The organism is Citrobacter sp. wls613 (assembly GCF_005281195.1).
Classification (GTDB): Bacteria; Pseudomonadota; Gammaproteobacteria; order Enterobacterales; family Enterobacteriaceae; genus Citrobacter; species Citrobacter gillenii.
Map to the genome: position 1 here is coordinate 179,506 of NZ_SZXN01000041.1, position 22,566 is coordinate 202,071.

The following is a 22,566-nucleotide window of genomic DNA, read 5'->3' on the forward strand; positions in this document are numbered from 1 at the left end:
TTTTTTTATTCCACATAAAATATTTAATCATTTTTATTGCATACAAATTCATTAAATGGCATTGTAAATCAACGCCGCAGACACGGTGAATCATCATAAGATTGACAGACGGGAGTTCCACCATGAAAAAGTTAGTCCTGGCCGCATTACTTGCTACCTTCGCCACCGGCGCCTCTGCTGCTGATAAAATCAATTTCGGTGTCTCAGCAACCTACCCGCCATTCGAATCGTTGGATGCCAGCAATAAAATTGTTGGTTTTGACATCGACCTGGCTTCAGCATTGTGCAAACAAATGCAGGCTGACTGTACTTTTACTAATCATGCGTTCGACAGCCTGATCCCCGCGCTGAAATTCAAAAAATACGATGCGGTGATTTCCGGTATGGACATCACGCCAGAACGTAGTAAGCAGGTCTCCTTTACTCAGCCCTACTATGCCAACTCAGCGCTGGTCATTGCGAAAAAAGACACCTATAAAACCTTTGCTGATTTGAAAGGCAAACGTATCGGCATGGAAAACGGCACCACGCACCAGAAATACCTGCAGGATAAACATCCTGAAGTGAAAACCGTGGCGTACGACAGCTACCAGAATGCGATCATTGACCTGAAAAACGGGCGTATTGATGGCGTATTTGGCGACACTGCCGTAGTTAACGAGTGGCTGAAAACCAATCCGCAGTTAGGCGTAGCAACGGACAAAGTAACTGACCCGCAATACTTCGGCACCGGCCTTGGCATTGCCGTTCGCCCGGATAACACCGCGCTGCTGGAAAAACTGAACACTGCGCTGGCCGCCATTAAAGCTGACGGTACCTATCAAAAAATCAGCGATCAGTGGTTCCCGCAGTAATCCCTGCCTTACCTGAAAAAGCCGCAAATCGCGGCTTTTTACGTTTAACGTCCGCGCTTTCGGTCAGTTCTTACGCCATAAACCCATTCCTGGCATACACTTGTTAAAACGATAAAAGTGAGGCAACAGGATGATAGCATTCCCAGCCAGCTTACTGATCCTGAATGGAAAAAGTGCTGATAATCCCCCGCTGCGCGAGGCGATTGCCCTGCTACGCGATGAGGGCGTTGAGATCCATGTGCGCGTCACCTGGGAAAAAGGCGACGCCCGGCGTTACGTTGATGAGGCCCGCCAGTTGGGCGTTGCCACCGTCATTGCGGGCGGCGGTGATGGCACCATCAACGAAGTCTCCACCGCGCTCATCCATTGCCAGGGGGAGGATATACCCGCACTGGGGATTTTGCCGCTGGGAACCGCAAATGACTTCGCCACCAGCGTGGGTATTCCTGATGTTCTGGATAAAGCCTTGAAGCTGGCCATCGCCGGCAATGCGGTTGAAATAGATATGGTGCAGGTCAATGATAAAACCTGTTTTATCAATATGGCGACGGGCGGATTCGGCACGCGGGTCACGACAGAAACACCAGAAAAACTCAAAGCCGCGCTGGGCGGCGTGTCGTACTTTATTCATGGGCTCATGCGCATGGACACGCTGAAGCCCGACAGCTGCGAAATTCGCGGGGAAAACTTTCACTGGCAGGGAGACGCGCTGGTGATCGGCATCGGCAATGGTCGTCAGGCTGGCGGCGGGCAGCAACTTTGCCCCACGGCACTGATCAACGACGGTCTGCTGCAACTGCGCATTTTTACCGGCGATGAGCTTCTTCCGGCGCTACTTTCGGCACTTACCCAATCCGACGACAACCCCAATATTATTGATGGCGCGTCATCCTGGTTTGATATCCGTGCCCCGCATGAAATCACGTTTAATCTCGATGGCGAACCGCTAAGCGGGCAGGAATTTCACATCGAAATCCTCCCCGCCGCGCTGCGCTGCCGGTTACCGCCTGGTTGTCCCTTGTTACGCTAGTACGCCGCCACTTCCCGCGCCAGATCGCGGGAATAGCGCTGGCTGCCGCTTATTAACATCCGGGTATACTCGGTTTGCGCCTCACCGTTGACCAGCGCATCCACGGTGAGCGTTTCAAGAATTTTTCCGTATTGCATCACCGCCACTTTCTGACACAAATGCGCAATAACCCCCAGATCGTGGGTGACCAGCAGATAGGTCAGGCTGGACTCCTTTTGCAATTCAGCCAGCAGGTTAAGAATTTCGGCCTGTACCGATACGTCCAACGCAGAGGTCGGCTCGTCCAGCAACAGCACCTGCGGTTCGAGGATTAGCGCCCGAGCAATCGCCACACGCTGACGCTGCCCGCCAGAAAGCTGATGCGGATACCGGTCGCGAAATGCCCGGTTCAGACCGACCTTATCCAGCAGCCCGTTAACCCGCCGATCCCGGTCAGCAATGCCGTGGATCAACAGCGGCTCTTCGAGGATATCGCTGATGGTATGCCGGGGATGCAGTGAACCATATGGGTCCTGGAATACCATCTGTACCAGGCGGCAGCGTTCGCGGCGAATACGGTGACCCAGGGCTTGTCCGTCGATCGCCAGTTCACCCTGCCAATGGGTAAACAATCCAGCCAGGCACTTCAGTACGGTTGTCTTTCCCGAACCAGACTCCCCAACCAGACCGTAGACCTCTCCGGGCTGAACCCCAAACGTCACGTCATACAGCACCTGATTGCGTTTTTCTCCCTCACCAAATGCCAGGTTCAGATTTTTAACGTCGATCATATCCCCTCCTCACTCAGCCAACTGGGCTGACGTTGCAGCACCGGCAGCACCGCCCGGCGGTTGTAGATTTCTGGCAATGCGCTAATCAGCCCCTGAGTATAGGGATGCTGCGCATGGTGGAGATCGCCTGCAGCGATGGATTCCACCACCCGCCCGGCATACATCACCAGGACGCGATCGCAGAAGCTGCGCACAAGGTTGATGTCATGACTGATAAAAATAAGCCCCAACCCACGCGACTCCACCAGCGAGTCAAGCAGCCCCAATACCTGCAGACGCACCGACACGTCCAGCGCCGAGGTGGGTTCGTCGGCAATCACCAGTTCCGGATCGGTGATTAACATCATCGCGATCATGACACGTTGCCCCTGGCCACCAGAAATCTCGTGCGGATAGAGCTGATACACCCGCTGCGGCTGACGAATACGCACCACCTCCAGCATTTCCAGCGCCCTGGCTTTGGCCTCAGCCTTGCGCCCCGGATGATGGGTAAGCCAGGCTTCGGCAATCTGATCGCCAACGCTCACCACCGGATTAAGGGAGTATTTCGGGTCCTGCATAATCATCGAGATACGCTTGCCGCGAATTTGCCGCATCTGCGCCTCGCTGGCATGGGCTAAATCCACATCGCTAAACTGCATTTTGTCTGCCGTAACCCGTGCTTTTTTCGGATGCAGGTGCAGCAGCGCTCGCCCGACGGTGGATTTACCGGAGCCTGACTCACCCACAATCGCCAGTTTTTCACGTCCGAGTTGAAAGGAGACGCCGCGCACCGCCTGGGTGACCGCGCCGCCGTTGATAAAATCGACGTGCAGGTTACGCACATCAAGCAGAGGCGAATCATTCGCTGCGAGGATCGAGGATGTCACGTAAGCCATCTCCTAAGAAGTTGAACGCCAGGCTGTTGATCAAAATCGCCAGCCCCGGAATAGTCACTACCCACCAGCATTCCATCATGTAGGTGCGCCCGCTGGAGATCATCGCCCCCCATTCCGGATCCGGTGGCTGAGCCCCTAACCCCAGAAACCCAAGGCCCGCAGCGGTCAGAATGATCCCCGCCATATTCATGGTGATACGAATAATCACCGACGGCAGGCATAGCGGTACGATGTGACGCCACAGCACACGTCCTGCCGATGCCCCCTGCAGGCGAACGGCAGAGATAAAATCGGCCTGACGCAACGAGAGCGTTTCCGCACGAGCCAGACGCGCAATCGGCGGCCAGGCGGTCAGCGTAATGGCAATTACTACGTGCTCCAGCCCCGGACCGAGTGCCGCGACAAAGGCCAGTGCCAGTACCAGGCTTGGAAAAGAAATGAAAATGTCGGTGACGCGCATCAGTACCATGTCGACCTTGCCACCGAAGTAACCCGCCGTGACGCCAAGCAGCAGACCGAGCGGCCCTACGGTGACCGACACCAGCAGCACGATATACAGCGTGATGCGCGAGCCATACACCAGGCGGCTAAAGATATCGCGGCCAAACTCATCGGTCCCGAACCAGTGCTGCGCGTTCGGCGCCACCAGCGCACTGTTTAAATCCTGCACCAACGGGTTGTACGGTGCGATAAGCGGGGCAAAAATGGCCACCAGCAGTAACAACGCAATAATTCCGCCGCCAATGGCGGTCAGCGGGTTACGCGCCATCTTGCCCATGAACCCGCGCGCTCGCAGCAGCGCCTGCTTCGCCCGCAGACGTTGTTCGCTATTGCCGCTATCCCGCGGCGTATCCAGAGAAACCGTCATGATTTTGTCCTCGGATCAAAGAATTGATACAGCATGTCGGAGAGCAGATTGAGCATGACGAAAATCACCCCAACCAGCAGCACGCAGCCCATCACCGCATTCATGTCACCCAGCAGCAGGCTGCCGGTTAAATAGGAGCCAAAACCGGGCCAGGAAAAGACGGTTTCAATCAGCACCGCGCCTTCCAATAGCGAACCGTAGGCCAGCGCGACCACCGTGAGCAGTTGCACCAGAATATTGCGAAACGCATGGTTCCAGATGACCTGACGCTCGGTCAGCCCTTTGACGCGCGCGGTGATAATGAACTCCTGTGAAAGCTGCGCCAGCATAAAGCTACGGGTCATACGGCTGATGTAAGCCAGAGAGTGAAAACCCAATAGCGCAGCAGGCAAAACCAGATGATTAATGGCATTCCAGAACACGGTGGCATTACCGGCCAACAGCGCGTCGACGGTCATTAATCCGGTCTGGCGTGGCACCAGCCCGTCCAGTCCGAGATCCAGACGCCCCGCGCCGCCCACCCAGCTTAGCCAGGCGTAGAACACCAGCAGCCCCATCATCCCCACCCAGAAAATCGGTGTGGAATAACCTGCCAGGCTAATGATGCGCACCACGTAATCCGACAGGCTATTGCGTCGTGCCGCCGCCAACACCCCCAGCGGGATCCCCAGACCCGCCCCTACCACAATGGCCATCGTCGCCAGCTCAATGGTGGCCGGGAAAACGCGTACAATGTCATCCATCACCGGCTTACCGGTCAGCAGCGCATTACCCAGATCGCCGTGCAGCAGATTGGTGAAGTAAATACCAAACTGCGCCGCCAGCGATTTATCAAAGCCTAACTGGTGATACACTTGCTGATAGGTGCTCTGATCCGCATCAGGTCCCACGATCGCCAGTACCGGGTCGATCGGCATGACGCGACCGATAAAAAAGGTCAGCAGCAGCAATCCAAACAACGTCATTGCCACCTGTATCAGACGGGTCGAGACACGCCGGGCGCGTGAGCCAGGTGCAAGTATGGCAACGCTCATTGTTCACCTCCGGTTTTATACACATCACGCAAAAACGTGGTGGCCGACGGATGCGGCTGATAATTCTGCACCTCACGGCGCACAACGACCGAATCCACCATTTGCGACAGCGGAATTAGCGCGGGAACGAGCTGGTCGTAGCGGGTCTGGATCGCCTGATACGCGCGAGTCTGCGTTTGCGGGTCACGCTCCAGCAGGGCGCTGTCGATCATGTCATTAAGCGGTTTATCGTAGAAACCTGTGCGCCAGCCCTGAAAGTTGGTAAGCCGGGCTGCATCGCTGTTATCCGGGTTATAGACCAGCGCCCGCAGGCTGGAGTGCGGATGCGGTTCCATGCCGCTGCCGCCGCGCCCGACCAGCATGTCAAATTTACGCTCGCGCATTGCGCCGTAGATCTGATTACCGGTTCCGGTGATAATTTTGGCGTTAATACCCGCCTGCATCAGCGTGGACTGCACGGCAATCGCGATATTCTGGAAAGGCTGGTCAGCCAGCACCCGCAGCGTGGTGTCGAAACCGTCCGGGTATCCCGCCTCCGCCAGCAGCTTTTTAGCGCGCGGAATGTCGAGGCGATAGCCGGGGTCACGCAGCGTGGAGGGCATTCCTGCCTTGATAGGTCGCTGATGCAATACGCCGTATCCCGGCATCAGCGCTTTATTGATCCCCTGATAATCAATCAGGTAACGCACGGCTTCACGGACTTTCGGATTGGCGAAGTGCGCCTCCTTCATGCTCATTGCCACGTAATACATCGTGCCTCGCTGGACGGCATCCACGCTCAGGTCAGGATCGCTACGCAGGGCATTGATGTCTGAAACCGCCATATTACTGGCAATATCCAGATCGCCCTTGGCAATCATCAGACGCAGGGTCTGGGATTCCTGAAAATGACGCAACACCACGCGGCTCATTTTCGCCTCGCCGCGCCAGTAGTTCGGGTTACGCGTCATGCGCAGGACATCTTTCGCCTGCCAGGTATCAAGGGTAAACGGGCCAGACCCGGCTTCATTGGTGGTCAGCCAGTGGTTGCCCCAGTCGTTATTCAGCACATGTTGCTGCACGGTTTTGCTGTCCAGCACGCCGAGATTCCCCAGCGCCCCCAGTGAATAGATAATCAACTGCGGATCGTTGGCTTTGGGCAGCGTGATTTTCACTGTAAACCTGTCCGGGGCGCTGACCTGTTGGTCGATATTTTTTTTGCTAAAGCCGTAGGATTTCCACACCGACGACTGCGCCAGATTCAGGTGCAGGATCCGACGCATCGACCACACCACATCGTCAGCAGTCAACGGATTACCGGAGTGAAAGGTCACGTCATCGCGCAGATGAAAAGTCAGGGTGGTGCCATCCGGACTGACATCCCAGGATGTCGCCAGCGCGGGTTTCACATGGGTCAACTGGGCAGGATCCAACTCCACCAGCGAGTCATATAAATTCACCACAATGCCCACCACTTCGTTGCCGGTCATGGCGGCCGGATCGAGAGTCAGCAGGTTATTCATGTTCATACCAATGATGAGCTGATCGGGCGGCGTTTTGGCGTACGCCGCACTGCTCCCCATCGACACGGCGAGTGCGAGTAAACACGCGCCCAGTAAGGAAGTTTTTTTCATCTATTGTTTGCCTGTACTGTAGGGTACATGTTGCCGGATGACGCTTGGCTTATCCGGCATTTATTGTTTTCAGTCAGTCGTGGCTGACGGTGTTGGCTTCGATATAGGCAAAATTGATGTCTTCCCCCAGACCGGGGCGCTGTGGCAGATGCACAAAACCGTCGGCGTCCATCGGGTCAACAATGCTGTTCAGGTAGGCGGCCGGTTCGTCGTAGTCGAGGAACGGATGCAGCAGGCCGCGCTCGTACCAGCGACAGTTTCGAATCGCGCCAATCACCGCGAGGCTCGCCGCACCGTTGCCGTGTACTTCGCAGTCCATGCCAAACGACTCGGCCAGGTTGGCCACTTTCAGGGTGGGCGAGATCCCCCCCACACCGTTGGCACCAGCACGTAAAATGTCGCATGCGCCCGCCTTCACCCAGTCCGCGCGGCTGTGGTGTTTTCCACCGAGGCTTTCCGGACCAATGATCGGAATGGAGAGATTTTCGGCAAGCCAGGCGTAAGACGCCATGCTCTCTTCTTCCATCGGCTCTTCAAACCAGGCAAAGTTGAGTTTTTCCAGTTCCTTGCCGATGTACAGCGCTTCTGTACGGCTGTACCAGTGATAGCCGTCGATCATCAGATCAATATCCGGTCCGACCGCCTCGCGCACGGCGGCGCAGGCTTTCACATCCATCTTCGGATTTGGCGCGAAGGAGACCGGCGGCATCCAGGTATGCAGTTTGATCGCCTTATATCCACGAGCGACCAGTTTTTCGGCAAAGCAGGCATATTCTTCCGGCGTCGACAGTCCGCCGGGCAGATCGTCACCACACATGGTGCTGCCGTAGGCCGGGACCTTATCGCGAAAACCACCCAGCAGCTTGTAGACCGGCATGTTGAGCTTGCGGCCTATCAAATCCCACAGCGCCTGCTCAACAAAAGACAGCGCGCGTTCGGTCAGTTGATGCGCGCTTCCCCGCTGCCAGTGCACCAGATCCTGCCAGATGCGCTCCCGATTAAACGGGTCCTGACCGACCATCACTTTGCGAAAAAAGGTATTCACCACAAACGGGCGCACCACTTCCGGCGGTGCAAACGAATACCCCTGGGTTCCGTCATCGGCGGTAATGGTCAGCATGGCCATTTTGGCGAGGCTTTCCGGCCCCGGATGGGAATGTCCGGCGGTATCAGAAACCCGGCGGGTGGGATACTGGAAGACGGAGACATTGATAGCTTCAATTTTCATTATTGGGTCCTTAGCGCAACTTTGAAATGCTGTTTCACATCTAAATGTATGTGCAAAAAAGCAACTTTGCCTCGGACATTCCGCGCTAAGGCATGACTATTTTCTGTGCAAGTGCACAGGGAGAGGTGATGCTTTTCACAAAAGGCAGGAGAAACGTGAGGTAGATCGGACTAATATTGCGATTATACTGAAATGATATTTTGAATTTAATTTTTCAAGAAACGCGGGTTGCCGTGACATGACCACAACCCGCGATAATTTACGCAATGGTTACTTTGTTATCCAGATAAACGTCCTGCACGGCGTTAATCAACTTAACGCCATCTGCCATGGTTTTCTTGAACGCTTTACGTCCGAGGATCAGACCCATACCACCGGCACGCTTGTTAATTACCGCCGTGCGCACCGCATCGCTGAGATCGGTTTCGCCCCCTGCCGCACCGCCGGAGTTAATCAGCCCGGCGCGGCCCATATAGCAGTTCGCCAGTTGATAACGCACCAGGTCAATCGGGTTGTCGCTGGTCAGCTTGCTGTAGACGCGATCGTCGGTATAGCCAAAGTTAACGGCCTTATACCCGCCGTTATTTTCCGCCATTTTCTGCTTAACAATATCCGCTCCGATGGTGGCCGCCAGGTGGTTTGCCTGCCCGGTCAGGTCGGCGGAAACGTGATAATCCACCCCGTCTTTCTTAAATGCGGAGTTGCGCAGATAGGCCCACAGCACCGTCACCATCCCCAGTTCATGCGCACGTTCAAACGCTGCAGAAATCTCTTCAATCTGACGACGCGATTCCTCTGAGCCAAAATAGATCGTAGCCCCGACCGCCACCGCGCCCATATTGAATGCCTGCTCCACACTGGCATACAGCGTCTGGTCAAAGGTATTCGGGTAGCTGAGCGTTTCGTTGTGGTTAATTTTTACGAGGAACGGAATACGGTGTGCATAGCGACGAGATACGGAAGCCAGCACGCCGTAGGTCGACGCCACGCAGTTACAGCCCGCTTCGATAGCCAGCTCCACAATATTCTTCGGATCAAAGTACAACGGGTTGGCGGCAAACGAGGCCCCGGCGGAATGCTCCACGCCCTGGTCGACCGGCAGAATCGACAGGTATCCCGTGCCAGCGAGTCGGCCCGTGTTGTACAGCGTCTGCATATTACGCAGCACGGCAGGCGGGCGATTATTGTCTACCATCACGCGGTCGACGTAATCATGCCCTGGCAGGTAAAGTTGGTCAGAAGGAATGGTCATACAACGATGCTGTAAAAGGTTGTCGGCATCTTTGCCAAGCAACTGCGCAATATCAGTCATAGCTATGCTCCCGTAAGTTCCGGTTGGATACCGGAATGTGAATTGTCCTGACCCGCCTTGTTGCGGGCAGCCATAAGCCTGGTACCGACTGCGCTTTTTTTCCATCTTTAGCGCACTTTTCAGTCATTTCCGCTGGCTCGATTCAGGCATTAAAAAACGTTAAGGCGGTCAAAATTAAAACACAAAGGTATTTTAAAGGTATTATCTACTGGTACTATGAAAACGTACCTTACCTGTCATGAAGGATGTAAAGATGAAAACTACAGCAAAGCTGTCGTTCATGATGTTCGTGGAGTGGTTTATCTGGGGCGCCTGGTTTGTACCGCTTTGGCTGTGGCTGAGTAAAAGCGGATTCAGCGCCGGAGAAATTGGCTGGTCCTACGCCTGTACCGCCATTGCCGCAATCCTGTCACCGATTTTTGTCGGTTCGCTCACTGACCGCTTTTTCTCCGCGCAAAAAGTCCTGGCGGTGTTAATGTTCGTCGGCGCCATTCTGATGTACTTCGCCGCGCAGCAGACCACCTTCGGCGGCTTCTTCCCGCTATTGTTGGCGTATTCACTGACCTATATGCCCACCATTGCGCTGACCAACAGTATTGCCTTTGCCAACGTCCCGGACGTCGAGCGTGACTTCCCACGCATCCGCGTGATGGGCACCATTGGCTGGATTGCCTCCGGTTTAGCCTGCGGGTTCTTACCGCAAATGCTGGGCTACAGCGATATCTCCCCCACCAATATCCCGTTGCTGATCACCGCCGGGAGCTCCGCGCTGCTGGGTGTCTTCGCCTTCTTCTTGCCGGATACGCCGCCAAAAAGTACCGGCAAGATGGATATCAAAGTCATGCTGGGGCTGGATGCACTGATCCTGCTGCGTGATAAGAACTTCCTTGTCTTTTTCTTCTGTTCGTTTCTGTTTGCAATGCCGCTGGCGTTTTACTACATCTTCGCCAATGGTTACCTGACCGAAGTCGGAATGAAAAATGCCACCGGCTGGATGACGCTGGGTCAGTTCTCGGAAATCTTCTTTATGCTGGCGCTGCCGTTCTTTACTAAGCGCTTTGGCATTAAAAAGGTATTATTGCTTGGTCTTATTACTGCAGCGATCCGCTATGGCTTTTTCGTCTACGGCGGCGCGGAAGAATATTTCACCTACGCACTGCTGTTTCTCGGCATTCTGCTGCACGGCGTCAGTTACGATTTCTACTATGTTACGGCCTATATCTACGTGGATAAAAAAGCGCCTGTGCATATGCGTACCGCCGCACAGGGGTTGATCACCCTCTGCTGTCAGGGATTCGGTAGTCTGCTGGGCTATCGCCTGGGCGGGGTGATGATGGAAAAAATGTTTGCGTATAAAGAACCGGTTAACGGTCTCACCTTTAACTGGGCGGGCATGTGGGGATTTGGCGCAGTCATGATTGCCGTCATTGCCGTACTGTTTATGATTTTCTTTCGCGAGTCTGACAAAGAAATCACCGCAATTAACGTGAACGACCGCGATCTGGCATTGAAAAAAGGGGAAGTAAAATGAAAGCAGAGCGTATTCTCGGTGCTCTTTATGGGCAGGCGTTAGGGGATGCGATGGGCATGCCGTCAGAGCTATGGCCCAGAACCCGCGTGAAAGCACACTTTGGCTGGATTGACCGCTTTTTGCCCGGCCCCGCGGAAAATAACGCCGCCTGCTATTTTAACCAGGCGGAGTTCACTGATGACACAGCCATGGCGCTGTGCCTTGCAGATGCTCTGCTGGAATGCGACGGGAAAATTGTCCCCGACGTCATTGGCCGAAATATCCTGGCCTGGGCGGAAGATTTCGATGCCTTCAATAAAAACGTGCTGGGCCCCACCTCGAAGATTGCCCTTAAGGCCATCCGCGACGGAAAACCCGTTACTGAGCTGGAAAACAACGGTGTCACCAACGGTGCGGCCATGCGCGTTTCACCGTTAGGCTGCCTGCTACCCGCACACGATCTTGATGCCTTCATTGATGATGTGGCGCTGGCGTCCAGCCCGACGCATAAATCGGATCTGGCGGTGGCCGGGGCCGTGGTTATCGCGTGGGCAGTGTCGCGCGCGATCGACGGCGAACAATGGTGCGATATTGTCGATGCGCTTCCCGCCATTGCCCACCACGCCCAGCAAAAACGGATCACCACCTTTAGCGCATCGCTCGCGGCGCGCCTCGAACTGGCACTGAAAATCGTCCGCGATGCTAACGGTATCGAGTCTGCCAGTGAGCAGCTGTATCAGGTGGTGGGAGCTGGCACCAGCACCATTGAATCCGTGCCCTGCGCTATCGCCATGGTGGAACTGGCACACACCGACCCTAAGCGCTGCGCTATTTTGTGCGCGAATCTTGGCGGTGACACCGACACCATCGGTGCCATGGCGACGGCAATTTGCGGCGCACTGCACGGCGTCGGCGCGATTGACCCTGTGTTGAAACAGGAACTGGATGCGGTCAATCAGTTGGACTTTACCCGCTACGCCAGCGGATTAATGCGCCTGCGTGAGCAACGGGAGGCGCGATGAGCACCACGCGTTTGCAGGCACTTATCCCGCAATTGCACACCCAACGCCCGGTGACGGTAGTCGGTGCAGCGGTGATCGATGTGATTGCCGATGCGTATGCCCTGCCCTGGCGCGGTTGTGACATCGAGCTTAAACAACAAGGCGTTAATGTTGGCGGCTGTGCGCTGAACATCGCCGTCGCGCTTAAGCGTTTAGGTATCGACGCCAGCAATGCCTTGCCGCTAGGTCAAGGCGTGTGGGCAGATATCATCCGCAACCGGATGGCAAAAGAGGGTTTACACAGTCTGATTGATCATGCCGAAGGTGATAATGGCTGGTGTCTGGCGCTAGTTGAGCCGGACGGTGAACGCACCTTTATGTCCTTCAGCGGCGTCGAAAATCAGTGGAACGCCGACTGGCTTGCGCAGTTGACGATCCCGCGCCACAGTCTGGTGTATCTTTCCGGCTATCAGCTGGCTTCGCCGTGCGGCGAGCTGCTGGTGCAGTGGCTGGAGAGTCTGGATGAGGTGACGCCATTTATCGATTTTGGGCCACGCATCGGCGACATCTCCGATACCTTAATGGCGCGAATACTGGCCTGTCACCCGCTGGTGTCACTGAATCGGCAGGAAGCAGACATTGCCGCAGAACGGTTCAGGTTAAGCGTGGATGTCGAGGGTTTTGGCGCTGAGTGGGTGAAGCGCTTTGCCACGCCGGTGGTAGTTCGCCACGATAAAGACGGCGCATGGTATTTCAGTGAAACGACATCCGGCTGCGTGCCTGCATTTCCAACGAACGTGGTTGACACCATTGGCGCTGGCGACAGTCACGCAGGCGGCATGCTGGCCGGGCTGGCATCTGGCTGGTCGCTGTCCGATGCCGTGTTGCTTGGCAACGCGGTGGGATCGTGGGTGGTCGGGCATCGCGGCGGCGATTGCGCCCCCTCGCGCGGCGCGTTACTCCTCGCACACAAAGACGTATAGGTCGCTGCGGCAGTAACTGATGCTGTATTCAATGGGCCGGTGCTGCTGGTCAAGCGCGACCTGCTTGATCACCAGCACCGGCACTTTGCTGTCCATCTGAATGTGCGACTGGAACTCCGCATCCGGCATGCGGGCGCTGACGCGGGAGCGCGTACGCTGCGGGAAAATATGCTGGCTGCGAAAATAGTCGTACAGCGAGACGCCGATGGCATCCACATCATGAATAAGATGCGCAGGGACCCAGGACTCTTCAATGGATACGGCGTCTTCATCCACATAGCGAATACGCTTAAGCAGAAAAACGTCACTGCCGGCGGTAATCGCCAGCTGCTGCGCCACCTCTTCCGGACACGGCACCACGCGTTTATTGACCCACAGCGTATCTGGTTTTTTTCCGCGTAACACCACCTGCTGAGAAAAGCCGCGCGCTTCTTTTAGCGAATATTCAAAGATATTGTTGATCTGCGTTCCGTAACCACGGGCGCGGGTCACTACCCCTTCTTCCTCCAGCGCCTGCATCGCTTTACGCACCGTAATGCGCGAAACGCCGGTCAGCTGGCTGAGATCGCGCTCACCAGGCAGAATATTGCCATGCTCGAGGATGCCGCTGCGGACAGCGTTCTTCACCGTTTGGGCGAATTTAAGGTACAGCGGCGTGTTATCCGCCGCCGAAATGCGTTCATTCAGTTGCGCGATAAGCTGGGTATGCGCTTGTTCCATTTATCTTTTTCCTGACCGCTGAATCTTCAGCCAGTATACGCATTTATCCCTGTTACCACCACGCGTGGAAATGGTGTACCGGACCTATCCCCTCGCCCACGTCCAGGGAATCTGCCTGGGCCAGTGCCGCCGAGAGCCATATTTTGGCCTCCTGCACCGTATCGGCCCAGTTTGCATGACGCGGGCGTAGCGCCGCCAGCGCTGCCGACAGCGTACAACCGGTGCCATGGGTGTTTTTGGTCTTCACTCTTGGCGCAGTAAAGCGCTGCTCGCCCTCGCGAGTAAACAGCCAGTCAGGGCTTTGCGCGTCATCCAGATGACCGCCCTTCATCAGCACCGCCTCGCAGCCCAATGCCCGCAGAGCACGCCCCTGCGCCAGCATTTCCTGCTCCGTTTGGGCATGGCTTGTTTCGAGCAATGCGGCGGCCTCCGGCAGATTCGGGGTAATGATCGACACCTGCGGCAGCAGGCGAGTACGCAGTGTTTCTACCGCAGAGGAGGACAGCAGCGGATCGCCGCTTTTCGCCAACATCACTGTATCAAGCACCACATTTCGTACCTGAAAGCGGCGTAAACGCTCGGCGACCGCTTCCACAATATCCGTTTCTGCCAGCATACCGATTTTGGTGGTATCTATGCGCACATCACTGAACACGGAGTCCAGTTGCGCGGCAACAAAATCAGGTTCGATCCGATAAACCGACTGCACACCACGCGTATTTTGCGCCACCAGAGCCGTGATGACCGAGCAGCCATAGGCCGCGAGCGCAGAGAATGTTTTTAAATCCGCCTGAATACCTGCACCACCGCTGGGATCGGTTCCGGCAATTGTTAATGCGTTAATCCGTTTCATGCCAGCTCCTGCGCGTTCAGGTTATATAAAGCATCAAGGAATGCAGGAATAAAGCTTCCTGGCCCTGTCGAGTGTTCAGTGGCGAATTCACCGGCCTGCTTCATCCAGCTACAGGCAGACGCGACATTACTCAGCCGATCCCCCTGCAGCGCACAGCTGGCAGCCACCACCGCCGACAGCGCACATCCGGTGCCAACGACACGCGTCATCAATGGATCGCCACCGCGAATACTCACGGTACGCTGGCCATCGGTAACGTAATCCACCTCCCCGGTTACCACGACGATGGAGGCGACCCTGCATGCCAGCGCCTGTGCCGCCGGCAGCGCAGCGGCTGCTGTGTCGGTGGTATCTACACCGCGCCCACCTCCGCGCATTCCCGCTAGCGCGAGTATTTCAGAGGCGTTACCGCGAATGGCAGCAGGCTGGAGCGAGAGCAAATCCAGGCAAAAACGACGGCGAAACTCCAGTGCCCCAACGGCAACAGGATCGAGCGTCCAGGGCGTATTCGCCCGCTGCGCCTGCTCGACCGCCGCACGCATAGCAATGGCGCGGCTCTCGGTCAGCGTACCGACATTAATCAGCACTGCATGGGCAACAGCCGCAAACTGGCTGGCTTCTTCGGGTTCAATCACCATCGCAGGTGACGCGCCCAATGCCAGAAGCGTATTGGCGGTAAAATTCTGCACGACCTCATTGGTCATACAATGTGTGAGTGGAGAAAGGGTTCTAAATTGCTGTAAGGCGTGGGCCGCGAGTGCGCGGCTGTGCAGGTCAGGCTGCATGGTTCAGCTCCTGCCCGCGTGAAAGAAGGGACACGAGCAGTGTCAGACTTCCCTACGCTGGCATTATCCAGATCAGGTGGTACGGGTATTTCTCAGCCTTCACAAGGAAGGGCACCCCGAGTCATTTCATTTATAAAACAATCAGTTACACATTGAAAATGTGTAGATATTTAGTGTAACCGGGGCTTAGCCCCAGGAGCAAGAATTTTCGATTTAACACAGCATTTATCACAGTGCTTATCTCACCGGTTTTTCGGGGGGATTACCCTAACACCCAATGTAGTTTTACTTAAATCACTTTTATTTCAATAGGTTTCTCGGAAAAATATTCTCCGTATACATCCATAAGTAGTACAATTAACGCTCAATACCAGCATAATTAAGAGGGATTTTGATATGGCAATACCTGTGTATCTATGGCTTACCGATGATGCAGGAAATCAAGTTAAAGGCAGTGTTGATGTGCATGGTAGAGAAGATTCTATAGAGATTTTAGAGCTTATGCATAATGTAGAGTTACCAACTGACGACAAAACCGGAAAGATCACCAGTAAGCGCCAGCATGGTGATTACGCACTAATCAAAGAAGTCGATTGTTCATCTCCTTACCTCTATCAAGGTGTATCATCCGGCAGAAAATTTAAACAAGCTGTATTGAAGTTCTACCGCATAAACTATAACGGACAAGAAGAAGAATATTTCCGTGTAACAATGGATAATGTCAGAATTAATGAAATTGAACCTTTCATGTTTGACATAAAAAACCCTACATTTGAAAAACACAACCATCTTGAAGCATTCTATTTGGCATATGAAAAAATCACCTGGCATTATCTTGATGGAAATATAATTCATTCTGATTCATGGAACGGAAATAAGGAGGCAGCGTAATGACTTGGGTTTATAAAGTAAGCGCCCACAACTTTTATCTGAATGGAACCTATCAATTTGATGCTAAATATTCTGGCAGACCTGGATATAAAAATGATTCTGCTAATGAGTGTGTAAAAGATAACGGCCCACTTCCTAGAGGCACTTACACTATCGGCCCCGCTTTCTACCATCGTAGAACTAGAGCATGGACGATGAGACTTACGCCATACATTGAAAATAAAATGTGTGGGCGTGATGGTTTTATGATTTATAGTGATAGTGCTGCCCATCCTGGAGAAGCTTCTGATGGTTGCATTATCCTTAACTTGCCATATCGTAAAATCATTGACGCTAGCAGCGATAAAGTTTTAGTAGTGGAAGATTAATTATGTTTAAAAAACTGTTAGTCTGTTCATTTTCTTTAATCTCAATATTTGCATATGCAAAAGATTATGGATGCGCCGCGGTTGGCTTATCAATGGAATCATCTTTATTTGATGCGCTATCAAAAGATTTAAAAATTGATACATCAACTGTTGATAAAACTAAAGCCAAAGTAGATATCATTGATATTTCTCCAATCTCTAAAACCTATGCGGAATCTTTAGCACGAATTGATTACAATAAAGATCCTAACAAGGAGAAAACAGAAGATACATATAATAAGATTTATTTCTCTAGCTATTATTATAATGATGTAAAATCTATCACAGCTAAATATACTTATATGAATAAGGCGAAAAAAAAAGATGTGTTTATTGCATCCAGCCTGATGAACAAGGATGAATGCTCTATTAGATTTAATGGATACATCACGTTATCAAGAGAGTTTTGATACTTATGGGGCAGTAATGCCCCTCTTAAAAAGAGTTATTTTGAATTACAACCATCTCATTAACCCCCTATCCTAATACAAAAAGCATTTTCAAGATAAAACACCTGCGACCTGATCAGCAATAAATAATTGATTAAATCCACTAATACGTATTTAATATAGAATAAAGAGATAAAAGGTAGTTTTCCATTCGATCATCATGAGCAGTTAAGGAGTTATTTTGTTAATGCCAGATTGTAGGTGGTTAAATCACCTATTTAAAGATAACTTATCTACATGTAAACATTAAATAAAAAAACACACACCCTAAAGCCATAGCCCCGGATGTTTTTTTGTGATCTCTGTTGTCATCTAAATCCTTGGCCTATCAGATAGTTATTTCACTTCACTAAAAAAGATTATGATTTAAAGATTAATCTGTATTGATTTATACCGATAACCGCGGTTAGGCTTTATATCAATCAAACACATTGATGTTTCATATGGATAAAAAGGTTTTTGTCTATACCTCTTAAGGTTAACAACAACATGACAAAAGGAGTGATTGTTTCCGCAATCGTTTCTTTATGTCTTGTAGCTCCAGGTGTATTTATCAGGTGATGTATAACATCGTCATTTCAAAAATGGCGGGTTAGTGTAATAATAATTAATTATAGGCTTGGGAATGAAGTATAATAAATTAATGATGATAGCTATCGTAGCAGGCGCTTTTTCACTTTCCGGTTGTAATCTGGAAAAACAATATCTTGATGATTGTGAAGCTAACGGCATTGATCGTACCGCGTGCTTTGAGCAATATCATGCTGATAATCGCGCCAACGCCGATCGTTATCAGACTTACACGGAAAATAGCCGTAAACTGGACGCGAAAAAACATTCTCATCATAACTAAGGTTTATCATGAAAACTAAATTAGCCCTGATTGCTCTTGTATGCTCTTTCGCCGTTATGCCTGCTCATGCAATTAATGCACACTATCGCGCTCAATTAGAGCGTTCTGGTTGCACACAAGTTAGTGATGGTGATGGGACTTGTGATATTCACAAAACCAAAGCGCAAAATGCGAAGGCTAAATCAGGCTCTAACGCATTTACTGCTGATGCCGATCACGTACTAAATCAACCAATTTCTACCAGTGCTGAATATCTCCTTGCTAAAGGATGGAAACCTAATAACGGTTTATGGAAGAAACAAGGTTATGTACTCTCTCTTAAAGTTGAAGCCGATACAGTCGTAAAAGCCCAACTTTCCAAGGGGTAAACAATCATAAGGCGACTTCGGTCGCCTTTATTGATTGAAGATAGTAAAGATGCTGACATCTTGCGATGTCGTCCTGTGACTGTATCACAACAAACTGATGTAAATTGCAGAGCAGCAGCGGTATTGCTAAATTGCGGTTCAACGTTGCCGCCTGCTCGTACTTCATTTACACTTTTTACGAAATAACTGGAGTTCTCACAAAATAGTGCTTGTCAGATATCCTGTAAGCCCGGAATGATACACGAACGTTGTTGACGACCCGAATGAGTAGAGAGGATGGGTATGAAGAATAAAATGTTGCTGGGTGCACTGCTGCTCGTAACCAGCACCGTCTGGGCAGCGCCTGCCGCCATCGCAGCCCCTAAAGGCATCGATAAATATGAGCTGAGCGGCTTTATTGCTGACTTTACCCATTTCAAACCCGGTGACAAGGTTCCGCCCCTGTATCTCACCGAAGAATACACCATTAAGCAGTGGAACCTGCGTAACTTGCCCGCACCGACGGCAGGCACCCACTGGACCTACATGGGCGGCGCGTATGTGCTGGTCAATGATGCCGATGGCAAGATCATCAAAGCCTACGACGGCGAGATTTTTTATCACCGGTAAAAAAAACGCACTCGCTCTTATGGGGAGTGCGTAAATTTTAATATTCTAGTTAATCATATGATGTAATTATCTTTACTCTGCTTAATACAGTTCCAGAGGTGTATTTGCCATCTCCATATGGGGAATATTTAAATTTTAATGGAAGTGGAATTCTATCGCTTGCCATCAGATTTCCGCGAGAGGAAATAGTAAATAAGTTATTACTTAGATCAACTTCTTTGTTGTCAACCGCAATTCGAAAGCCTACATTCCTTGCCCCACCAGAATCTTTGTCCGACTCATTGATTAAAACATTCCCTTGGGCTAAGTCAGATACAAATTTATATTTAATATTGCTTGTAGAAAAACCCAATTTAAAATTACAAATAAAACCTGGCAATTCACTTACTGGATTTTTAAATACATCATTCTGTACATCCTTCAGAGAAATTGGAGCAAGAGAGACAACCTGATCTGAGAATTTACATGTAGTATTAGTAAATTTGAAAATTAAATTAACTTTCTGCTTCATATACCCTGATGAGAAGATACCCTCTCTGAACCCAATAGATTCGATCATTTCCTTTTGAGTATTAACCTTAGCTTCCGTCACCGCTCCGTTATAAGAATTTAATAACTTATATATAACTTTATATGTAACTCCTGAGGAATTTATTTTATCTGCTGGCAATGAGCTCAACAATGGAATTTCAAAACTATTTTTTGCTGAAGAAATAGACAAGTGAACAGAAACGAAAACAAAATGAAGCCCATCTTCAGATCTAACTTTAAAAACCTGATTGGGATTCTGTTCATTTTCAACAGAAGCGACTAAACTTTGAGTCCCAGATATACACACAAAACTTACATTTGGATTAAAATTAAACGATGTATTGTTGGTATCGACGGAAGTATTAATTTTGGCCTCATCTAGATCTATTGTTAATGACTGGATCGCAGCGCTACTGGCATTCATACTAAAACAATAAGACCTAGCCTGAAAGCTTAAAACAAACAGGATTAATAATAAAGTAAGTCGCATATTCATACCTCACCGACAAATATAAGCTTTACTTTCATCAATCGTTTTACCGAAAGCGATTGAGCATGAAAGTCTCTGTTGTTTATCGACCGCCACTTTTATCTCTGATGGCACTTCATTAGTGCGAATAAAGAGCTGGCTTCCCTGGCCTACTACGCCAATATTGTGTCCATGATTATCTTCAACTTCGTAGCCAAACGTCAGCGGTGAGCCATCAGGACGCAGTGCCCGGATAAACCAGGGTTTACGTTGGTCGGTATCAAACCTTGCCAGCACTACCGCTCCGCGATACGGCGCGGCGCTGTGACGGTTACCTTGCAGGTCGGTTTCACTATTGGTATTGGAGACATCCAGCATCAGGTGGTTTTCACGATAAGGCGTCAAGCCATCGTAAACGACCACGCCATTACGGTTGGTGGTACGGTATTTCTGCCCATTTACATACGCCCCTTCCAGACCCGGCGCATGCATCACGGCGAAGGTTTCTGACAACCGGTTGGCTAAACTCACCCCTCCCGACCAGGCCACAAGGCCACCCGAAATGCTGCCGCCCGCTTGCGTATATTTAGACGACTGGCTGTAGTTGCCGTTTAACGTCGCTATCGGCGTATTCCAGGTCAGATTACCGCCCGCTGTTGTTTCGCTGTCCTGCCGTTGATGGCTGAGGTTGACGCCATAGTTAAACTGATCGCGACTGCCTGCGGTGCCGGAAAGTCCGGTATTGTTAGAGGCAAAGCCATCATCATCAAAGGTGGTCGAGTTCGATACATATAGATGCCGGCGCGGAGCACTAATATCATCTCCCCAATCGAATGGAATGGAGATAAAGACGTTAAAACGCTTATCTTCGTGATGATCCTCGTTGTAAGTCTGACTGGCTGAAAAAGTATAGCTAATCCGTTGCCAGCTATTAGAATAACTCAACTGATAATCTTTACTGTTGCCGCTACGCCCCCAGTAATCGCGCCACAGCGTACTGAGCGAAAACGAGCCCCAACCTTGCGGCAAAGACTGGCTGACGTTAGCCGAAAAACTGTTCTTACGACCAAAATCATTCTGATAATAGTCCGCGATGTCGTACACATCATTTTCATCACGATGATAACTGTTTTTATTATTTGCCCAAACGTGATCGTTAAAAGTGCGATAGTCTTTGGAAGAATAGCGATACGCCGCCAGACCAAAACGCGTGGCGGTTTGCGTCAAATATTTATTATAAGCAATCTGGTAGCTCTGCCCGTCAAACACATCACCGCTATCCTGCTTGCTGTGGGACTGGGTTGCATCAACGGAAATTGCTCCAATACGCGTATTCCAGCCGGTACCCAACGTAAACGCATTATAGTTATCCGCCAGCATAGTACCGCCGTACAGCGTTAACAGATTATTCAGCCCATATTGGTAGCTCATCTGCGCAAAATCGGTCTGATTACTGGCCCCTTCAATATGGCTGCGCCCGGCGGAAAAATCATATTTTGACACCCCTGGCTGCAGCATATTGGGCACCGCCGCATACGGCACCAGATAAGTTGTCACCGAACCGTCAGCCTCTTTGATACTGACGTCAAGATCCGCACCACCGCCCGCAAGCTGCAAATCAGCAATAGAGAACGGGCCAGGCGGAACCTCTTTCTGGTAAACGACAAAGCCGTTCTGTTCGATGGTGACCAGCGCGTTGCTTTGCGCAATCCCCTGAACCAGCGGCGTAAAATTCTGCTTTGAGTTTGGCAGCATCTGCATATCGCGATACAACCGTACGCCACTAAAGCGCACCGCATCAAATATATCCGATGAGGTATACATATCCCCGGCACGCAGAGTGCCCAAAATTTGCGGGATGCCGCGTTCCAGATACAGGGTATTACTTTTCCACTCCCCGCTGCTGTCATCAGTTTTGTTATAGCTGGCATCAGAATGCAACTGCCACCCCAGCAGATTTAACCCACTGGTAAAACGCGCATAGGTACTTTTGCTGTTACCAGAATCCTTATAATCGCTGTAATACTGGCTGGCGTAGTACGAGGTATAAAAGGCATTGATGCCACGATCCCAGTTTTCTGGAGGAACATAGCCATTCTCCAGTTCATCCACATAGGCCTGCGGGACGCTGAGATCCAGGCGAAACGTGCCGATATCCCAGGCATAACTGCCTCCTTGCACCGCCTGCTTCAAGGTTGGGCATTCATTCTGCTTGTCCAACGCTTGTATATTTATCCCCAGACGCGTTAATGCGTCGCGAGATAAACAGGTGTCATCAGGATCATCCTTAACGGTTATTTCATACTTACCACGCCACTGCTTATTGACGTAGATATCAATATCATATTGGCCTGGTAGTGGTTGGTTATCATCGAGGTGAAAATTTGAGACTTTTTCACCTTTCATTCCACCCATCATAAAATTTGTATCAAATGTTTCTTCTGTGGCATGGGCATCAATGCCAAGTAGCAACAACAATACCGCCGAAGCAATCGGAGTCATCCTTAACATAATCAGGGTAATGACTCCAACTTACTGATAGTGTTTTAT

23 protein-coding genes and 1 riboswitch are annotated in these 22,566 nt (G+C 51.3%); of the genes, 11 read left to right on the forward strand and 12 right to left on the reverse strand.

Annotated features, from left to right (window positions below; all coding sequences use genetic code 11):
- The first annotated feature begins 122 nt into the window (after positions 1-122).
- Entirely contained in the window at positions 123-854 is a 732-nt protein-coding gene (gene artJ / locus FDX01_RS07215) for an arginine ABC transporter substrate-binding protein ArtJ (RefSeq protein WP_096756536.1), read from the forward strand.
- A gap of 130 nt (positions 855-984) precedes the next feature.
- Positions 985-1,884: a lipid kinase YegS gene (gene yegS / locus FDX01_RS07220; RefSeq protein WP_096756535.1), complete on the forward strand. Its 900-nt coding sequence runs from the start codon at positions 985-987 to the stop codon at positions 1,882-1,884.
- Here the strand turns inward: yegS and FDX01_RS07225 are convergent.
- The 7 genes from FDX01_RS07225 to fbaB all read right to left on the reverse strand — a co-directional run bounded on the left by FDX01_RS07225 (position 1,881) and on the right by fbaB (position 9,587).
- A complete protein-coding gene (locus FDX01_RS07225; RefSeq protein WP_137399523.1) occupies positions 1,881-2,654 on the reverse strand; it encodes an ABC transporter ATP-binding protein in 774 nt (257 codons plus the stop codon). The genes yegS and FDX01_RS07225 overlap by 4 nt on opposite strands.
- A complete protein-coding gene (locus FDX01_RS07230) occupies positions 2,651-3,523 on the reverse strand; it encodes an ABC transporter ATP-binding protein (protein WP_137399524.1) in 873 nt (290 codons plus the stop codon). Before FDX01_RS07230 ends, FDX01_RS07225 begins: the two co-directional genes overlap by 4 nt.
- Positions 3,495-4,400 (reverse strand): ABC transporter permease, encoded by a 906-nt coding sequence (locus FDX01_RS07235; RefSeq protein WP_096756532.1) that lies wholly within the window; start codon positions 4,398-4,400, stop codon positions 3,495-3,497. Before FDX01_RS07235 ends, FDX01_RS07230 begins: the two co-directional genes overlap by 29 nt.
- Complete coding sequence (locus FDX01_RS07240) at positions 4,397-5,434, reverse strand: ABC transporter permease (RefSeq protein WP_115258061.1); 1,038 nt, start codon at positions 5,432-5,434, stop codon at positions 4,397-4,399. Before FDX01_RS07240 ends, FDX01_RS07235 begins: the two co-directional genes overlap by 4 nt.
- Positions 5,431-7,047: an ABC transporter substrate-binding protein gene (locus FDX01_RS07245; RefSeq protein ID WP_137399525.1), complete on the reverse strand. Its 1,617-nt coding sequence runs from the start codon at positions 7,045-7,047 to the stop codon at positions 5,431-5,433. The genes FDX01_RS07240 and FDX01_RS07245 overlap by 4 nt, the downstream gene beginning before the upstream one ends.
- A gap of 73 nt (positions 7,048-7,120) precedes the next feature.
- Positions 7,121-8,275, reverse strand: a complete 1,155-nt coding sequence (locus tag FDX01_RS07250) for a mandelate racemase family protein (protein ID WP_115258060.1) — start codon at positions 8,273-8,275, stop codon at positions 7,121-7,123.
- 259 nt (positions 8,276-8,534) lie between these two features.
- Complete coding sequence (fbaB, locus tag FDX01_RS07255) at positions 8,535-9,587, reverse strand: class I fructose-bisphosphate aldolase (RefSeq protein ID WP_005129139.1); 1,053 nt, start codon at positions 9,585-9,587, stop codon at positions 8,535-8,537.
- A 253-nt stretch (positions 9,588-9,840) separates the two neighbouring features.
- Between fbaB and FDX01_RS07260 the strand changes: the two genes are divergently transcribed.
- Genes FDX01_RS07260 through FDX01_RS07270 form a run of 3 tightly spaced genes read left to right on the forward strand, consistent with a single transcriptional unit; the run spans position 9,841 to position 13,081 of the window.
- Complete coding sequence (locus FDX01_RS07260) at positions 9,841-11,118, forward strand: nucleoside permease (protein WP_117343241.1); 1,278 nt, start codon at positions 9,841-9,843, stop codon at positions 11,116-11,118.
- Positions 11,115-12,119: an ADP-ribosylglycohydrolase family protein gene (locus tag FDX01_RS07265; protein ID WP_115258058.1), complete on the forward strand. Its 1,005-nt coding sequence runs from the start codon at positions 11,115-11,117 to the stop codon at positions 12,117-12,119. Before FDX01_RS07260 ends, FDX01_RS07265 begins: the two co-directional genes overlap by 4 nt.
- Positions 12,116-13,081 carry a PfkB family carbohydrate kinase gene (locus FDX01_RS07270; protein WP_137399526.1) on the forward strand — a complete coding sequence of 322 codons (966 nt, stop codon included), beginning with the start codon at positions 12,116-12,118 and terminating at the stop codon, positions 13,079-13,081. The genes FDX01_RS07265 and FDX01_RS07270 overlap by 4 nt, the downstream gene beginning before the upstream one ends.
- Here the strand turns inward: FDX01_RS07270 and FDX01_RS07275 are convergent.
- Genes FDX01_RS07275 through thiM form a run of 3 tightly spaced genes read right to left on the reverse strand, consistent with a single transcriptional unit; the run spans position 13,055 to position 15,439 of the window.
- Positions 13,055-13,801 (reverse strand): GntR family transcriptional regulator, encoded by a 747-nt coding sequence (locus tag FDX01_RS07275; protein WP_096756525.1) that lies wholly within the window; start codon positions 13,799-13,801, stop codon positions 13,055-13,057. The two genes, FDX01_RS07270 and FDX01_RS07275, sit on opposite strands and share 27 nt — an antisense overlap.
- Positions 13,802-13,853: 52 nt before the next feature.
- A complete protein-coding gene (thiD, locus tag FDX01_RS07280) occupies positions 13,854-14,654 on the reverse strand; it encodes a bifunctional hydroxymethylpyrimidine kinase/phosphomethylpyrimidine kinase (RefSeq protein ID WP_137399527.1) in 801 nt (266 codons plus the stop codon).
- The gene (gene thiM / locus FDX01_RS07285) at positions 14,651-15,439 is read right to left on the reverse strand and encodes a hydroxyethylthiazole kinase (RefSeq protein ID WP_096756523.1); all 789 of its coding nucleotides are present in this window, start codon (positions 15,437-15,439) and stop codon (positions 14,651-14,653) included. Before thiM ends, thiD begins: the two co-directional genes overlap by 4 nt.
- A gap of 32 nt (positions 15,440-15,471) precedes the next feature.
- A riboswitch (TPP riboswitch) is annotated at positions 15,472-15,568 on the reverse strand.
- A 267-nt stretch (positions 15,569-15,835) separates the two neighbouring features.
- On the opposite strand from thiM, the gene tssD reads away from it, so the two are divergent.
- From tssD to FDX01_RS07315, 6 genes are all read left to right on the forward strand, one after another.
- Complete coding sequence (gene tssD, locus FDX01_RS07290) at positions 15,836-16,330, forward strand: type VI secretion system tube protein TssD (protein WP_137399528.1); 495 nt, start codon at positions 15,836-15,838, stop codon at positions 16,328-16,330.
- On the forward strand, positions 16,330-16,698 hold the full coding sequence (locus tag FDX01_RS07295) for a tlde1 domain-containing protein (protein WP_137399529.1): 369 nt from the start codon (positions 16,330-16,332) through the stop codon (positions 16,696-16,698). The genes tssD and FDX01_RS07295 overlap by 1 nt, the downstream gene beginning before the upstream one ends.
- Before the next feature lie 2 nt (positions 16,699-16,700).
- On the forward strand, positions 16,701-17,147 hold the full coding sequence (locus tag FDX01_RS07300) for a Shiga toxin A subunit (RefSeq protein WP_137399530.1): 447 nt from the start codon (positions 16,701-16,703) through the stop codon (positions 17,145-17,147).
- A gap of 664 nt (positions 17,148-17,811) precedes the next feature.
- Complete coding sequence (locus tag FDX01_RS07305) at positions 17,812-18,039, forward strand: hypothetical protein (RefSeq protein WP_117343479.1); 228 nt, start codon at positions 17,812-17,814, stop codon at positions 18,037-18,039.
- 8 nt (positions 18,040-18,047) lie between these two features.
- On the forward strand, positions 18,048-18,407 hold the full coding sequence (locus FDX01_RS07310; protein WP_096756519.1) for a hypothetical protein: 360 nt from the start codon (positions 18,048-18,050) through the stop codon (positions 18,405-18,407).
- A gap of 276 nt (positions 18,408-18,683) precedes the next feature.
- The gene (locus tag FDX01_RS07315; protein WP_096756518.1) at positions 18,684-19,016 is read left to right on the forward strand and encodes an RcnB family protein; all 333 of its coding nucleotides are present in this window, start codon (positions 18,684-18,686) and stop codon (positions 19,014-19,016) included.
- 49 nt (positions 19,017-19,065) lie between these two features.
- Here FDX01_RS07315 and FDX01_RS07320 read toward each other — a convergent pair whose 3' ends face one another.
- Positions 19,066-20,037 (reverse strand): hypothetical protein, encoded by a 972-nt coding sequence (locus FDX01_RS07320; RefSeq protein WP_137399531.1) that lies wholly within the window; start codon positions 20,035-20,037, stop codon positions 19,066-19,068.
- Between the two features lie 9 nt (positions 20,038-20,046).
- Positions 20,047-22,527: a fimbrial biogenesis outer membrane usher protein gene (locus FDX01_RS07325; protein WP_137399532.1), complete on the reverse strand. Its 2,481-nt coding sequence runs from the start codon at positions 22,525-22,527 to the stop codon at positions 20,047-20,049.
- Between the last annotated feature and the right edge of the window lie 39 nt (positions 22,528-22,566).

Coding starts and splice junctions, on each gene's coding strand:
- artJ (WP_096756536.1), top strand. CDS start 123: ATGAAAAAGTTAGTCCTGGCCGCATTACTTGCTACCTTCGCCACCGGC.
- yegS (WP_096756535.1), top strand. CDS start 985: ATGATAGCATTCCCAGCCAGCTTACTGATCCTGAATGGAAAAAGTGCT.
- FDX01_RS07225 (WP_137399523.1), bottom strand. CDS start 2,654: ATGATCGACGTTAAAAATCTGAACCTGGCATTTGGTGAGGGAGAAAAA.
- FDX01_RS07235 (WP_096756532.1), bottom strand. CDS start 4,400: ATGACGGTTTCTCTGGATACGCCGCGGGATAGCGGCAATAGCGAACAA.
- FDX01_RS07240 (WP_115258061.1), bottom strand. CDS start 5,434: ATGAGCGTTGCCATACTTGCACCTGGCTCACGCGCCCGGCGTGTCTCG.
- FDX01_RS07245 (WP_137399525.1), bottom strand. CDS start 7,047: ATGAAAAAAACTTCCTTACTGGGCGCGTGTTTACTCGCACTCGCCGTG.
- FDX01_RS07250 (WP_115258060.1), bottom strand. CDS start 8,275: ATGAAAATTGAAGCTATCAATGTCTCCGTCTTCCAGTATCCCACCCGC.
- fbaB (WP_005129139.1), bottom strand. CDS start 9,587: ATGACTGATATTGCGCAGTTGCTTGGCAAAGATGCCGACAACCTTTTA.
- FDX01_RS07260 (WP_117343241.1), top strand. CDS start 9,841: ATGAAAACTACAGCAAAGCTGTCGTTCATGATGTTCGTGGAGTGGTTT.
- FDX01_RS07265 (WP_115258058.1), top strand. CDS start 11,115: ATGAAAGCAGAGCGTATTCTCGGTGCTCTTTATGGGCAGGCGTTAGGG.
- FDX01_RS07270 (WP_137399526.1), top strand. CDS start 12,116: ATGAGCACCACGCGTTTGCAGGCACTTATCCCGCAATTGCACACCCAA.
- FDX01_RS07275 (WP_096756525.1), bottom strand. CDS start 13,801: ATGGAACAAGCGCATACCCAGCTTATCGCGCAACTGAATGAACGCATT.
- thiD (WP_137399527.1), bottom strand. CDS start 14,654: ATGAAACGGATTAACGCATTAACAATTGCCGGAACCGATCCCAGCGGT.
- thiM (WP_096756523.1), bottom strand. CDS start 15,439: ATGCAGCCTGACCTGCACAGCCGCGCACTCGCGGCCCACGCCTTACAG.
- tssD (WP_137399528.1), top strand. CDS start 15,836: ATGGCAATACCTGTGTATCTATGGCTTACCGATGATGCAGGAAATCAA.
- FDX01_RS07295 (WP_137399529.1), top strand. CDS start 16,330: ATGACTTGGGTTTATAAAGTAAGCGCCCACAACTTTTATCTGAATGGA.
- FDX01_RS07300 (WP_137399530.1), top strand. CDS start 16,701: ATGTTTAAAAAACTGTTAGTCTGTTCATTTTCTTTAATCTCAATATTT.
- FDX01_RS07305 (WP_117343479.1), top strand. CDS start 17,812: ATGAAGTATAATAAATTAATGATGATAGCTATCGTAGCAGGCGCTTTT.
- FDX01_RS07310 (WP_096756519.1), top strand. CDS start 18,048: ATGAAAACTAAATTAGCCCTGATTGCTCTTGTATGCTCTTTCGCCGTT.
- FDX01_RS07315 (WP_096756518.1), top strand. CDS start 18,684: ATGGGTATGAAGAATAAAATGTTGCTGGGTGCACTGCTGCTCGTAACC.
- FDX01_RS07320 (WP_137399531.1), bottom strand. CDS start 20,037: ATGCGACTTACTTTATTATTAATCCTGTTTGTTTTAAGCTTTCAGGCT.
- FDX01_RS07325 (WP_137399532.1), bottom strand. CDS start 22,527: ATGTTAAGGATGACTCCGATTGCTTCGGCGGTATTGTTGTTGCTACTT.